12 protein-coding genes, 3 tRNA genes, 1 rRNA gene and 1 other annotated feature (1 of these 17 running past the window's edge) are annotated in these 14,018 nt (G+C 28.4%); of the genes, 3 read left to right on the top strand and 13 right to left on the bottom strand.

The annotated features are described in order from the left end of the window. The first annotated feature begins 636 nt into the window (after positions 1-636). Positions 637-1,314: a uracil-DNA glycosylase gene (locus CSBG_RS16485; protein ID WP_008681338.1), complete on the top strand. Its 678-nt coding sequence runs from the start codon at positions 637-639 to the stop codon at positions 1,312-1,314. A gap of 29 nt (positions 1,315-1,343) precedes the next feature. Here CSBG_RS16485 and CSBG_RS16480 read toward each other — a convergent pair whose 3' ends face one another. Continuing rightward, positions 1,344-1,541, bottom strand: a complete 198-nt coding sequence (locus tag CSBG_RS16480) for a hypothetical protein (RefSeq protein ID WP_008681336.1) — start codon at positions 1,539-1,541, stop codon at positions 1,344-1,346. Positions 1,542-2,098: 557 nt separating this feature from the next. Continuing rightward, positions 2,099-2,174: transfer RNA gene (locus tag CSBG_RS16475), tRNA-Phe, on the bottom strand. A 153-nt stretch (positions 2,175-2,327) separates the two neighbouring features. Between CSBG_RS16475 and CSBG_RS16470 the strand changes: the two genes are divergently transcribed. Further along, complete coding sequence (locus CSBG_RS16470) at positions 2,328-2,762, top strand: hypothetical protein (RefSeq protein WP_008681334.1); 435 nt, start codon at positions 2,328-2,330, stop codon at positions 2,760-2,762. Positions 2,763-2,798: 36 nt separating this feature from the next. Here CSBG_RS16470 and CSBG_RS16465 read toward each other — a convergent pair whose 3' ends face one another. The 5 genes from CSBG_RS16465 to CSBG_RS16445 form a co-directional block, all read right to left on the bottom strand. After that, positions 2,799-3,746, bottom strand: a complete 948-nt coding sequence (locus CSBG_RS16465; RefSeq protein ID WP_008681332.1) for a type II CAAX endopeptidase family protein — start codon at positions 3,744-3,746, stop codon at positions 2,799-2,801. A 214-nt stretch (positions 3,747-3,960) separates the two neighbouring features. Further along, entirely contained in the window at positions 3,961-5,196 is a 1,236-nt protein-coding gene (locus tag CSBG_RS16460) for a competence/damage-inducible protein A (protein ID WP_008681329.1), read from the bottom strand. A gap of 283 nt (positions 5,197-5,479) precedes the next feature. Next, complete coding sequence (locus tag CSBG_RS16455) at positions 5,480-5,716, bottom strand: hypothetical protein (protein WP_008681327.1); 237 nt, start codon at positions 5,714-5,716, stop codon at positions 5,480-5,482. Positions 5,717-5,813: 97 nt separating this feature from the next. Then, entirely contained in the window at positions 5,814-7,889 is a 2,076-nt protein-coding gene (gene fusA, locus CSBG_RS16450) for an elongation factor G (protein WP_008681325.1), read from the bottom strand. Positions 7,890-8,519: 630 nt separating this feature from the next. After that, complete coding sequence (locus CSBG_RS16445; RefSeq protein ID WP_008681324.1) at positions 8,520-10,061, bottom strand: AbgT family transporter; 1,542 nt, start codon at positions 10,059-10,061, stop codon at positions 8,520-8,522. Between the two features lie 298 nt (positions 10,062-10,359). Here CSBG_RS16445 and cls point away from each other — a divergent pair, with 298 nt between their 5' ends. Continuing rightward, positions 10,360-11,817, top strand: a complete 1,458-nt coding sequence (cls, locus tag CSBG_RS16440; protein ID WP_008681321.1) for a cardiolipin synthase — start codon at positions 10,360-10,362, stop codon at positions 11,815-11,817. 56 nt (positions 11,818-11,873) lie between these two features. Here the strand turns inward: cls and CSBG_RS16435 are convergent, their stop codons facing one another. From CSBG_RS16435 to rrf, 6 genes are all read right to left on the bottom strand, one after another. After that, entirely contained in the window at positions 11,874-12,314 is a 441-nt protein-coding gene (locus tag CSBG_RS16435) for a VanZ family protein (RefSeq protein ID WP_008681320.1), read from the bottom strand. A 68-nt stretch (positions 12,315-12,382) separates the two neighbouring features. Beyond that, positions 12,383-12,826, bottom strand: a complete 444-nt coding sequence (locus CSBG_RS16430; RefSeq protein WP_008681318.1) for a hypothetical protein — start codon at positions 12,824-12,826, stop codon at positions 12,383-12,385. A gap of 146 nt (positions 12,827-12,972) precedes the next feature. Further along, complete coding sequence (locus tag CSBG_RS18640; RefSeq protein ID WP_008681315.1) at positions 12,973-13,137, bottom strand: hypothetical protein; 165 nt, start codon at positions 13,135-13,137, stop codon at positions 12,973-12,975. Between the two features lie 239 nt (positions 13,138-13,376). Beyond that, a tRNA-Ala gene (locus CSBG_RS16425) sits at positions 13,377-13,452 on the bottom strand. A gap of 5 nt (positions 13,453-13,457) precedes the next feature. Further along, a tRNA-Ile gene (locus CSBG_RS16420) sits at positions 13,458-13,534 on the bottom strand. A gap of 5 nt (positions 13,535-13,539) precedes the next feature. Further along, a 5S ribosomal RNA gene (gene rrf / locus CSBG_RS16415) occupies positions 13,540-13,656 on the bottom strand. A 101-nt stretch (positions 13,657-13,757) separates the two neighbouring features. After that, positions 13,758-14,018: a sequence feature (23S ribosomal RNA rRNA prediction is too short), on the bottom strand (it continues 190 nt past the right edge of the window).

Below are 14,018 nucleotides of genomic sequence, written 5' to 3'. Positions count from 1 at the left end.
CTCACCCGTCCGCCGCTAGATTTGTTCCCGAAGGAACTCCTCTCGCTCGACTTGCATGTGTTAGGCACGCCGCCAGCGTTCGTCCTGAGCCAGGATCAAACTCTCAATAAAAAGTTTAATCTTTGCTCAAATTACTTTGAGTCTTAATGTTAAGACGTCTAAAAGAATTGCTGGTTTGTTTACTTAACTTATTTTCTGTTCAATTTTCAAAGACCATTTTCTTCATCGCCCTCAAGCGACTTCCTTATCTTATCACTTATGCATTTCATTGTCAACAATGTTTTTTAACTTTTTTTCAAGTTATCTTGTTGGAAATCACTGCATTCACAAGGAACGATTTACATAATATCATCTTTCAATCTTTAGTATTTCTATTATTATCTTTTTTATTCATATTTATATTATATTTTCTTTATTATTCTTTATTTTAATCTAATTTACTTATAAAGATATTCTAGGTAACGTTTGTGCCTAGTTAATCTTAATATATTCCAAAAATGTAATATATGTATTATTATTAAGATATAATTTCTTTTCATTTATTAAGTGTTTTAAAATAAAATATCCTTTTTGAGTGAAAAATAATTATTAATAGTATTGAATTAATAACCGAATACTATATATGGAGGTGATACTTTGAAAAATATATTAAATAATGATTGGCAACAATTATTACAAGATGAGTTTGAAAAGGATTATTATCAAAATCTTAGGCGATTTTTAATATCAGAGTATAAATCAAAAACTATCTATCCTGATATGAATGATATTTTCAATGCATTAAAATTTACTGCATACAAGGATGTTAAGGTTGTTATACTTGGTCAAGATCCTTATCACGGACCAAATCAAGCTCACGGTCTTTCTTTTTCTGTTAATAAGGGAGTTAAGGTTCCCCCTTCTTTAATTAATATTTATAAAGAACTACATGATGATCTAGGATGCTACATACCAAATAATGGCTTTCTAAAAAACTGGACTGATCAAGGCGTATTACTGTTAAATACAGTACTAACGGTTAGAGCTCATGAAGCAAATTCTCATAGGAATATGGGATGGGAAATGCTAACAGATCAAATTATTTCTTTACTTAATAAAAGAGAAGATCCTATTGTATTTATTTTATGGGGCAATCCTGCAATAGCTAAAAGCAAACTTATAACAAATAAGAAGCACTTTATAATTACTTCCCCACATCCAAGCCCACTTTCAGCTTATAGGGGTTTCTTTGGAAGTAAACCATTTTCTAAGACAAATGAATTTTTAAAATCTATTAATAAAAAACCTATAAACTGGCAAATAGAAAATATATAAATAAAAGGCACCAACTGTGCCTTTTTATTTTAATTAAATTTACTTTTTGACTTCTTATAAAATGAATATCCTAGCGATGAAATTATTCCTATAACTGAGCATGCTGAAAATGTTAATATTATATTATCGATAAAAAAGCCTAGCAATATACCAATTCCTGCTCCTACCGCTATCCCCTTTGCTAAATAATCATAATCTTGATCAGATAAAACTAACTTTTCCAACATTAACACTCCTTACATATTAAAATCTTATAAATCAAATCCCTATACATTTATTCTAATACTTACTTCTTAAATATTTCTTAACTAAAACTTAAAGTATAATTAATTATAATAATATTATACCCATTATTAATTAACTTGTAAAGAGTTATTTTATACACCTTAATTTATTTTTAACAACCCTTTTATAAGTTTATTTTTACATAATGAAATGTTCATATATTTAAATCTAATAGGGATTCTATTTTTCTTAGTAATTACCGATTTAGATATAACAATTACGTATCCTATATTATGTATTATTTCATAGTGATTTATCTTAATAATGTAACAAAATATATGCCTATATAAATTTGCTTACTGTATTACTTTACTTGTTATCACTGTAAACTTATATATCTACTTGGAAGCTAAAAGCAAAGGTATAAAACTAATACACTTTTTAGCGATTGAAATACTAATATTCTATATAATCACAACTTCAAAACTTTAAGTTTTATATTTTCATACACATATTCATACACATAAAAAAAGCTAACTAATTAATTAGTTAGCTTTCCTGGTGGCTCGACCAGGAATCGAACCAGGGACACGAGGATTTTCAGTCCTCTGCTCTACCGACTGAGCTATCGAGCCTTAACGATTTATATTTTATATAATTTTTTATAATATGTCAACGTTTTTATTATTTTTTATTTAATATTTTTAATTTATAAAGAATATTAAATTTAAGTTATTTTTATAAAAACATAGAAATATAATAAAATATAGTATTAATAGGAGTGCTTTATGAAATATATATTATTTATTATACTAATACTATCCTTGATAGTACTTTATTTTTATTATGAAAAAAAATTAGAATTAATGAGAAAACAATTAATGATTACTTCACACCAATATAATAACATAAGAAACAAATATGATGTACCTAAAAAAGCCAATAATAATTTATCTATTAGATTTATTACACCCTCTTATAAAACTGGAATAATAAATACTGATTCTAAGTTATATATAGCACCACTGGATTCATCTCAGATAATTAGAAAAACAAATATACGTATGGAAGTATCAGTTTTAGATTCGGCTGAATCAAATAATCAAACTTGGTATTACGTTAATCTACCTATTGATAACTGTATAAACTGTAGGGGATGGATTAATTCTAAAGATGTATCAATGTTTTATAGCGAATCAGCTTCTATATCTAAATCAAATTAAATAGAAAAGTTAGGAGCAACATTCTCCTAACTTTTTTTATAATGCAACAGTTCTAATCATAAAAAATATATATATTCCTATTGATAGTATGAATGGAATATTTATTATCCTATCCTTCCTTTCAACTGTTTCTAATGCTTCCTGAGCTCTATAATTATAATTTTGAACTCTTCTTTTTGAATTAAGCTTTTCCAGCCAGTATATTATAAGAAAAACAAATATTGAAAATGTTACTGCTATAGCACCATACATTATAAATAAAACTAATTTTTCTGATGATGATATATTTTTAAGCGTTAATTCCGCACTTTGATTAGTAACTGGTAATCCCTTAGTAATATAATCTACTAATTTTGCCATAGTTACTGATGTTCCATTTATAATAAAGTGCATTATCATTGATGAAAATATACTATTTGTTACTCTCACTACTAATGCCAATATAAATCCCAATACTGCTGCATATAAAAATTGTTGTGGATCTAAATGAAGAATACCAAAAAATAATCCTGTTACTATAGCTGATACGTATTTATTTTTATTTTCATAACCCGAAAGTACTATTCCCCTTATTGTTACTTCCTCTGTTATTGCTGGAAGTAGTGCTACTAATGCTAATAGAAATACATATGGAGTTGATGTTATTTCTGATATAAACGATCCAATTTCATTATTAAAGAAAAATGTTGCAATTAACGAGAAGAACGTCATTATTGGTTGAACTACAAATGCTAACAGTATAATTAAAAGCGTATCTTGCCAATGTAACTTGTTTAATTTAAGAGTTTCCTTGAAAGAAGACTTTGTTGCAATTATATATATAACTGCTGGTAGTAAAAATAATATTACATGATTTAAAAATAATATAATTCTTGTATCACTTAATCCAAGTACAAGATAAAATGGTCTTAATAATAATGGACCAAATATTTCTATCAGTAATATAATTAAAAAATACATATTTGCTTTAAAAACTTTTGTCATATCCATATCCTTTCTTTTGGCTTCTTAATATTTTATTCTTTTATTATAAATTTATTATAAATATTGTATAACTTATTAATTTAATGGACATAATTATAATGAAGCGAGAAGGCTTCCACAGTTAATCGCCTCTCCCCCATTTTATTTATATACAGAAATAATCCCCAACTTACTTAAAAGTATAGAAGGGGATTATTTTATCCCCTTTTTAGTCTTATATTTTCAACAACTCTTTTCTTAAAATATTCAGTGCATTCATAGTAGTTTTTCTTCTAATTCTTTCTCTATTTCCAGTAAAATTAAATTTATTTACAACAACTTTCCCTTTAATAAATACTCCTATATAAACCAATCCAACTGGCTTTTCATCTGTTCCACCACCTGGTCCTGCTATTCCTGTAGTAGAAATTGAAATATCAGTATTAGCCTCTCTAGCTATACCTATTGCCATTTCTCTTGCTGTTTCTTCACTTACTGCTCCATATCTATCTAAAGTTTCTTTGCTAACTCCAAGCCTCTTCATTTTAGATTCATTCGAATAAGTTACAGCCCCCTCCTTAAATACATCTGATATTCCAGGATATGAAATTAAACTTGCAGCAATCATACCACCTGTACATGATTCTGCAGTCGAAACACTTAATTTGTTATTGCATAATATTTCTGAAACAACATTTTCTAGAGAAGTTTCACCTTCTCCATATATATACTCTCCAAGTGCATCTTTTATTTCTTTATCTACAGGATTTATTAAATCATCACATTCTTTTTCACTATTTCCCTTAGCTGTAATTCTTAATGTTACATCATTATCTTTTGCGTATGGCGCTACTGTAGGATTTTTACTATTTTGAATTAAGTTGTTTAATTTTTGCGCCATAAGGCTTTCACCTATACCAAATAATCTTAAGATTTTAGATTTTATAATCTCTCCTGTTATGCCTTCTAAGTATTTTTTAACATGATCATTAAACATTGGTTTCATTTCTCTTGGAGGGCCTGGTAAAATTATTAAAATCTTATTATTTTCAGATACTATAGATCCAGGTGCTGTCCCATTAGGATTAGGTAATATAATAGATCCTTCTGGAAAATATGCTTGCTTTTTATTTACTTCTACTATAGCCTCATCTTTCATATCTAAATATGTTTTAATCCAGTCTAAAGAAGGTTCATGAAGCACCAATTTTTTATTAAAATATTTTGCTCCTAATTCTTTAGTTAAATCATCCTGTGTTGGTCCTAACCCGCCTGTTGTAATAACTAAATCACATCTTTCAAAAGCTTTTTCAAATGATTCTATTATTCTCTCCTCGTTATCACCAATAACACTTTGATGATATACATCTATTCCTAAAGCTGCTAACTCCTTAGCTAAAAACTGTGCATTTGTATTAACTATATCCCCTAAAAGTATTTCTGTTCCAATTGCTATTATTTCTGCTTTCATTTTATTCCTCCTATATAGTTTATTTATATAACCTATAATGAAAACTTAATATTTTAATAAAATATCTAAGCATTGATTGTATATAAATAAAGTTAGTATTTTAATAAATTATATAAAAATTAAATAATTTTTTTTTATTTTTACTACTTTATTGGAATTAGTATATTAAACATTTAATATACTCTTAATTTTAGTTATTTAGATTATAAACTAAAACATACATATTAAATATTTTACCATAAATTATAAAAGACTACTAATCGATAGATTAATAGCCTTTTATTTACTTCTGTTTATTAGCATTTATATAATATTTTCCTGTTTGATTAACCCCTTCATCTAATATTGAGAAATTGCTATCTTTAAGCATAGATGTAATGATGTTAATATCATTTTTGTCAACACTATCTAATGTTATTGTAAAATTATCATTTCTATCTACAACCCCCATATAGTCAAATATATTACTATAATCACTAAGACCTAATCCCCCATTTACATCCATCTTATAATCTGGCATAGTATCCCTCCAACGTTTTTCTTTTGTTTAAGATATTCTCTATAACATTTATTTTATTTTTTCTCATTAATCTCTCATTTATTCACTATGCCAAAAGTTAATTTTTTCTAGATTCCTCTATTATTTTTTTAACCTCTAATTCAGGAACTTCCTCATATCTTTCAATTTCACTTGTAAAGCTTCCTCTTGCTTGAGTCATTGACCTCAAATCAGTGGAATACTTAAACATTTCTGCTAAAGGAACTTCTGCAATAATTTTTTGTAGATTTCCATCTGGCTCCATTCCTAAAACTCTTCCTCTTCTCTTATTTATATCCCCAATGACATCTCCCATGTATTCATCTGGAATAAATATCTCCACGTGCATAATAGGTTCTAATAAAATAGCCTTTGCTTGTTCAAGCCCCTTCTTATATGCAATAGAAGTAGCCATTTTAAAAGCCATTTCTGAAGAATCTACTGGATGATAAGACCCATCATGAAGTGTTGCTCTTAATCCAACTACTGGATATCCAGCTAAAACACCTTTTTCAATACATTCTCTAAGACCTTTTTCTACTGCAGGTATAAAGTTTCTTGGTACAACACCGCCTACAACATTATCTACAAACTCAAGATCACTTTCTCCATCTTTTCTTGGCTCAAACTTTATTTTTACATCTCCGTATTGTCCATGTCCACCTGATTGCTTTTTATGTTTACCTTGAACATCAGCAATTCCTTTTATTGTTTCTCTATATGGTATCTTAGGAAGTCTTAATATAACTTCTGCCCCAAATTTATTTCTCAGCCTACTAGCTATTACATCTAAATGAGTTTCACCAACTCCAGATATTATAGTTTCGGCATTTTCTGTATCCCGTGTTATTGTAAATGTTGGGTCTTCTTCTAATAACCTTTGTAATGCTGCTGATATTTTATCCTCATCTCCCTTAGCTTTTGGTAATACAGCCATCGATATTGCTGGCTTAGGGAAGTTCATTTTATCATATATAACTTTATTATTTATATCACACAAGGTATCTCCTGTTTCAGTATATTGTAGCTTTGCAACAGCAGCTATATCTCCAGCCACAACCTCCTTCGTCGGTATCTGATTTTTACCTCTCATGAAAAATACATTTGCTAATTTCTCTGTTTTATCCTTATTGCTATTAATAACAGTAACCTCATTTGAAAGTTTTCCTGTTATAACTCTAAATAATGATATTTTACCTACAAAAGGATCTGCTATAGTTTTAAAAACTAATGCTGAAAATGGCTTATTTTCATCCAGCCCTATGAAAACCTCTTCACTATTTTGTGTATTTATTGCTTTTTGTGGAATTGAATATTTAGGTGATGGAAAGCATTCCACTACATCTTCTAAGAAACATCTCATACCTATAACTTTTGAAGCACTTCCGCACATTACCGGTGCTATTTCTCCACTTGCGCATCCTTCTATAAGTCCACTATATATTTCTTCATCACTTAATTCACCTTCACTAAAATATTTATCTAAAAGTTCTTCACTAGTTTCGGCAACAGCCTCCATAATCATTCTTTTACATTCATCTATTTTCTCTAACAGCTCTTCTGGAGCATCCATTTCTTGAATTTTATTAGTTTTGGGATCATGTATTCTAACTCTTTTTGATATAACATTAACTACTCCTTTGAAGTCATCTTCTATTCCTATAGGATATTGAATTGGAACTACACTAATTCCGAATTTTTCCTTTAATTGGGCTAAAGTTTTATCATAGCTTGAATTTTCTCTATCTAACTTATTAATAAAAAATGTTCTTGGTAGTTTTATTTTATTGCAGTAATCCCATGCCTTTTCTGTTCCTACCTGAACTCCTGATACACCACATACAACTATAGTTGCTACATCTACAGCTCTCATTCCTTGTATTAGTTCTCCTGAAAAATCAAAATATCCTGGTATATCTACTAAATTTATTTTTGTTTCATCTGCTTCTATCGGAGCAATGGAAACTGATAATGAAATTCCCCTCTTTTTTTCTTCTTGATCAAAATCTGTAACTGTTGTTCCGTCTTCTACTCTTCCTAACCTATCAGTATTACCAGTATTAAAAAGTAAAGCTTCCACTAAAGATGTTTTTCCTGATGCTCCATGACCTATTAGACCAATATTTCTTAAATTTTTTATTGTGTAATTTTTCATACAATCTCATAATATTTAATATAATATTATGATTACACCACCTTTCATTTAAAATCTAAATAATTTTTGAATTAGTTTTCTTATCAAATTCCTATGTTTATAAATTTTAAATCTATGGTTTATAACTTGCTCTAATAAAACATCCTAAGTTCGGGTAATTTCTTTATTGTATTTTATTAATTATAGAATACCATAAAGGATTTTCATTTTCCAGAATATTCAGATTATTTATTTTTATTCTATTATATATTTATTTTTATGCTTTGCATATAGGATTAAGTACAAAAAAGTGCACCTATAATTTATACTATAGCTACACCTTCTGTTATCTTAATTGTTGACATATTACTTGTGGTTATTCATCTATATATAATTTTTTACTTCTTAAATGTCTGTAACCTATTACCAATAAAATTAATTAATAATACAAAATAATTCATACTCAGCTTAATAAAGGAGTTCTCTTTATTAGTTATCTCTGTACTACTAATTTTATAATTTGTTTGAAATATATATAATATATTGTTCCAACATTAGTTATAATATTTTAAAAGCAAAAGAACTATATTAAGACAGTTACAGTCTATAAATATAGTTCTTTTAATATATAAATTTATTCTATTATAAGATTTACATCATTACTCCGACACCAGGTCCTAAAGGTAAGTTAAATATAAACCATATTATTAGCAATATTGTCCATCCAATTAAGAATGCAATTGAATATGGTACCATTGTAGTTATTAATGTTCCTACCCCCGATTTTTTATCATACTTTTCTGCAAATGCTACTACTAATGCAAAGTAACTCATTAGTGGAGATATTATATTTGTAGTAGAATCACCTATTCTATATGCCATTTGCACTAATGCTGGTGAATTACCTAGTTGCATCAACATTGGTATAAATACAGGAGCCATTATTGCCCATTTAGCTGAAGCTGATCCCATGAATAGATTTATAAATGCTGTAAGTAATACAAATGATACTATTAGCGGAATACCAGTGAATCCAGCTCCTTCTAAGAAGTTAGCTCCATTAACAGCTATTACTATACCGATATTAGTATAACTAAAATATTGAACAAACTGCGCTGCAAAGAATACTAATACTATGTATCCTCCCATTGTCGACATACTTTTTCCCATAAGACTAATTACATCTTTATCATTTCTAACTGTTTTGCATCCAACTCCATACGCTACACCAGGAATAAAGAATAATAAAGATATTATAAGAACTATAGAATCCATAAAAGGTGATTTAAGAATTTCATTAGTTTCTGGATTTCTTAGAACTCCATTTGGAAGTAAACATATGCCAATTAATGCTAAAAATATTAAAGTTGCAATTCCAGCAAATTTTAATCCTCTTTTTTGTTCAGAAGTTATCTCAGATATAGTTGCCTTTTCATCACCTTTGTACTCACCAAGCTTTGGTTCAACTATTTTTTCAGTAACAATTGTACCTATGATTGTTATTACAAAAGTTGATACAAATATAAAATACCAGTTATCAGCGGCCCCTACAGATGCTGAGTCTGAAAATAACTTAGCACCTTCTGTAGAAATTCCTGCTAATAATGCATCAGTTGGTCCTGCTAATAAGTTTGCACTATATCCACCTGATACCCCTGCAAAAGCTGCGGCTAACCCAGCCATTGGATGTCTTCCAAAGCTTAAGAAAACAATAGCACCTAAAGGTACTAAAACTACATATCCTGCATCTGATGCTATACTTGACATAACACCTGCAAATACTACTACTACTGTGATTAATCTTTTAGGAGTACTTGTAACTAGCTTTGTTAATAAAGTTCCTATAAGGCCTGTCCCTTCCGCAACACCAACTCCTAATAATGCTACTAGAACTGTTCCAAGAGGAGCAAAACTAGTAAAATTACTTACTGCTGATGTGAACATATACCTAATTCCTTCTGGAGTAAGCAAACTAACAACAGAAGCAGTCATTTCTTTTATTTCCATTGTGCTTCTATCTAATCCTGTATATGTTACAGATACCCCCATTTTAGCCATTATCGCTGAAATCACTACTACAATTGCACAAAGAATTACAAATATAGTTGCTGGATGAGGTAGCTTATTACCAACTCTCTCTATTGCGGATAAGATACCCTTGCTCGAGTTAGTACTTTTATCTTTTGATCTCATTCGTTATCCCCCTTAAATAGTAAATACATAATAGTAAATTTTTCTACATCTTTATATTTCATTTTACATATTTTTCACTCAATTCTATAACTATTATATAGTCATAATAACCTTTTTGCAAGATTTTATATGTATTTAATTAAAATTTATTAAAAATGCTACATTTGAATTATTAAACTTTTATAAAATATATTATTAATTTGAAAATATATAATTATTATATAAGTATTTCTATATTGTTTTCTAATTCATTAAATTCTACATTTTAGTCAATAATATATAATATGGAATTATTTTTTTGAAGGAGGTTTTTGATATAATTGCATTTAATATAATTTTTTATCTATCATTAATAATAAATCTCTTTATAATACTTATATTAATTATATTTGCAAAGAAGCGACCTGAAAAAACTTTATCATGGATATTAATTTTAATTATATTTCCCCCTCTTGGATTAATTCTTTTTGTGCTTTTAGGTAGGAATTGGAAAGTAAATACGTTAGATAAAAAATCACGGCAAAAGGTTAGTAACTTAATTACTCCTTCGTTATTAAATAAATATAATATAACCAATGAATATGAACCCATTATAAATTTACTAGTATCAAATTCATCTTCTCCACTCTTTGTAAATAATACTATTACCATTTTAGATGGCGGAGCTAGCAAATTTGAAATTTTAAAAAATAAGTTATTGGAAGCAAAGGATCATATTCATTTAGAGTACTATATTGTTAAAAATGATAATATCGGAAATGAAATAAAAGATATATTGATAAAAAAATCTAAAGAAGGCATAAAGGTGAAATTTATAATCGATAAGATGGGCTCTATAAAATTAAACTCTGAATATATTAAAGATTTAAAAAATGCTGGAGTTGATGTTGTATTTTACTCTTATGTATTAGCTCCTTTTTTTAGATTAATTAATACTCAAGTGAATTATAGAAATCATAGAAAAATAGTAGTTATAGATGGAACTATAGCATTCCTAGGCGGAATTAATATAGGAGATGAATATCTAGGGTTAGGAAAATTAGGGGATTGGAAGGATTGTCATATAATGATTGAAGGTGACTGTGTACTTGGTTTACAATCAATTTTCTTAGATGATTTTTCAAGTATAAAAAAATATAATAATGAGCAAATTTTAACCTTAGCAAATATTGAGAATTATTTTAAAAATAATAAATTTAGTGGCAATATACCAATGCAATTAATAAAAAGTGGACCCGATTCTGAATTTCCTAGTATCCTTCAATGCTTTATAAAAATGATTAGTACTGCTAAAGAAAGTATTAATATAATAACACCCTATTTTATACCATCTGAAGGCTTGATGGATTCTTTAAAAATAGCTTCATTAAGTGGTATTAAAATTTCATTAATCTTTCCTAAAAAAGCTGATCATTTTACTGTAAATAAAGCCTCTCAAACTTACTTAGCTGAACTAGTAAGGGCTGGAGTTAAAGTTTATTTATATAATAATTCAGGATTCATTCATTCTAAAATCTTAACTGTAGATAAAAAAATATGTACCATAGGAACAGCAAATATGGATATAAGGAGTTTTGAATTAAATTATGAGATCAATACACTAATATATGATGAAGGTATAACTGAAGAATTTAATAAAATCTTTTCTGATTTATTAATATCTTGTACAGAGTTTAACTTAAAAGAGTATGAATCCAGATCTTTAAGTAATAAACTAATAGATGGAATTTCTAGACTCCTTTCTTCAATACTATAAAAGGATATCCAAGTATTATTGAATATCCTTTTATAGCATTAAATAAAAATTATATTTTACTTATTTAATTTTACTATCTCTACTATCTTCATTATTAAATAACCAATAACACCTCCGGAAGTATCAATTAATACATCCTTAAATGCCATGTTTCTCCCTGGAATAAAATATTGATGAAATTCATCTGTACTCGCATATAAAAATACAAAGATTATTGAATATAATCTAGCTTTTTTAGTAGTGAAATAAAACCTACTAACATTATATGCAAATAAAAATAATATTAGATATTCTGAGAAGTGTGCAGTCTTTCTAATTACAAAAGTTGCTAGCTCACCAAAATATTGATTTAATTCTATTCCAAGAAAGCTAAAAATTTTTAAAACTAATTCACTTTGGCTACTAGAAACTTCACCTGGTTGATGTGACATAAAAAATATTATTCCCATCCAAGCTATCAGCATAATCCACGATATCATCTTCTTGTTTTTATTCATTACTCTCTCCCTATGTTAATTAAATATATTTAATTTTTTTATAGAATAAAATACTTTATTCTTTTGTATTAATCTTTTTCAACCAAATATCTATTAATATACGCTAGTGATTGTTCTAGCATACTTTGACCTCTTTCTAAATCTTTAACATTAACTTCTAGGTTATATATTCTTTGTTCTACCAAATTCATTATTTGCTTTATATCATTTAATAATTTAGCCTCATATGAAACTTGTACTCCATCAGAATCTACATAAATTTTTTCTGGAACAGCACCACATTTCGAGCACTTAGCATATATCCCCTTCTTTTCAGCATCTCTAAATATTTTGAATGTATCATTATTACAGTTAGAACAATTAGGTAACATTATAAAATCTTGATTACTTACATCAATATCATATTTTGACTTACACTGAGCACAAATTAAATGCAAGTTATCTTCTTCACTTTCTAAAAAAAATTTATTCCCACTACATCCATCTTTTTCGCATACAAAAGTTCTTATCATTTCCTAATCCCCCTCCTCATTTAGAAAGAATACCCTTCTATAATTTAATATGCTAAACTATATAACTTTATTCTTATTATTTATATTAGTTTCAACTACATATATTGTAAAAAGTAAAATAGACCTAAACTTATAAGTTAGGTCTATCAAATATTTTCACTATTACAAAATTCATTTACTTCCTTTAATGCTACTTCTACTTCTTTTATAAGCTCATCTATCCTACTTGTATTCTTACCTGCTAATACTAATTCTCGCTTTTCTAATTTTAATTTTATTAATTTTTGCTCTAACTCATCCTTCTTACCCATACCAACACTCCCCATCTAAGGATAAGACCTTAAAACTTTTACATTAAAAATTAAATAGTTTATCATATATTAATTATATATTATTTTTCATTCTATTCCTAATTAAAATTTTAGAAATTTTTAAAACTTTTTCGACATTTAGAAACCATATCCATATATTATATTACTATTGAATAACTTGAAATATTCCTTGTAATTTTAAGTTATAAAAAAAGAAGTTATGATAACATAACTTCTTTTGGTGGAGGTAAAGGGATTCGAACCCTTGACCCCTTGCGTGCAAGGCAAGTGCTCTCCCAACTGAGCTATACCCCCAAATATGGTGGACCTTCAGGGACTCGAACCCCGGACCTACCGGTTATGAGCCGGTTGCTCTAACCAACTGAGCTAAAGATCCATAATACCTGGCAACGTTCTACTCTCCCACACAGTCGCCCATGCAGTACCATTGACGCTGTAGAGCTTAACTTTCCTGTTCGGAATGGAAAGGAGTGTTTCCTCTACGCCATCATCACCAGATTACATTAACATTATATTGTAAAACCAATATCTTGTCAATACTTTTTTTCAGAAATATTCTCTGAAAATTGCACATGAATTAATTTTAAGCCTATTTTTTATTGGTCAAGCCCTCGACCTATTAGTATCAGTCAGCTAAATATGTTACCACACTTACACCTCTGACCTATCAACCTTGTGTTCTTCAAGGGGTCTTACTAGCTTATGCTATGGGAAATCTCATCTTGAGGGGGGCTTCACGCTTAGATGCTTTCAGCGTTTATCCCTTCCCGACTTAGCTACCCAGCTATGCTCCTGGCGGAACAACTGGTGCACCAGAGGTCAGTCCATCCCGGTCCTCTCGTACTAAGGACAGCTCCTCT

It is taken from the genome of Clostridium sp. 7_2_43FAA, assembly GCF_000158375.2.
GTDB classification, from domain to species: Bacteria; Bacillota; Clostridia; order Clostridiales; family Clostridiaceae; genus Clostridium; species Clostridium tertium.
Note: the sequence above shows the minus strand (reverse complement) of the source record. Positions and strands in the feature narration are given on the sequence as shown.

What these genes read in the sequence shown, in the direction of transcription:
- CSBG_RS16480 (WP_008681336.1), bottom strand. Translation starts at nt 1,541, where the DNA reads ATGTTGGAAAAGTTAGTTTTATCTGATCAAGATTATGATTATTTAGCA.
- CSBG_RS16470 (WP_008681334.1), top strand. Translation starts at nt 2,328, where the DNA reads ATGAAATATATATTATTTATTATACTAATACTATCCTTGATAGTACTT.
- CSBG_RS16465 (WP_008681332.1), bottom strand. Translation starts at nt 3,746, where the DNA reads ATGACAAAAGTTTTTAAAGCAAATATGTATTTTTTAATTATATTACTG.
- CSBG_RS16460 (WP_008681329.1), bottom strand. Translation starts at nt 5,196, where the DNA reads ATGAAAGCAGAAATAATAGCAATTGGAACAGAAATACTTTTAGGGGAT.
- CSBG_RS16455 (WP_008681327.1), bottom strand. Translation starts at nt 5,716, where the DNA reads ATGCCAGATTATAAGATGGATGTAAATGGGGGATTAGGTCTTAGTGAT.
- fusA (WP_008681325.1), bottom strand. Translation starts at nt 7,889, where the DNA reads ATGAAAAATTACACAATAAAAAATTTAAGAAATATTGGTCTAATAGGT.
- CSBG_RS16445 (WP_008681324.1), bottom strand. Translation starts at nt 10,061, where the DNA reads ATGAGATCAAAAGATAAAAGTACTAACTCGAGCAAGGGTATCTTATCC.
- CSBG_RS16435 (WP_008681320.1), bottom strand. Translation starts at nt 12,314, where the DNA reads ATGAATAAAAACAAGAAGATGATATCGTGGATTATGCTGATAGCTTGG.
- CSBG_RS16430 (WP_008681318.1), bottom strand. Translation starts at nt 12,826, where the DNA reads ATGATAAGAACTTTTGTATGCGAAAAAGATGGATGTAGTGGGAATAAA.
- CSBG_RS18640 (WP_008681315.1), bottom strand. Translation starts at nt 13,137, where the DNA reads ATGGGTAAGAAGGATGAGTTAGAGCAAAAATTAATAAAATTAAAATTA.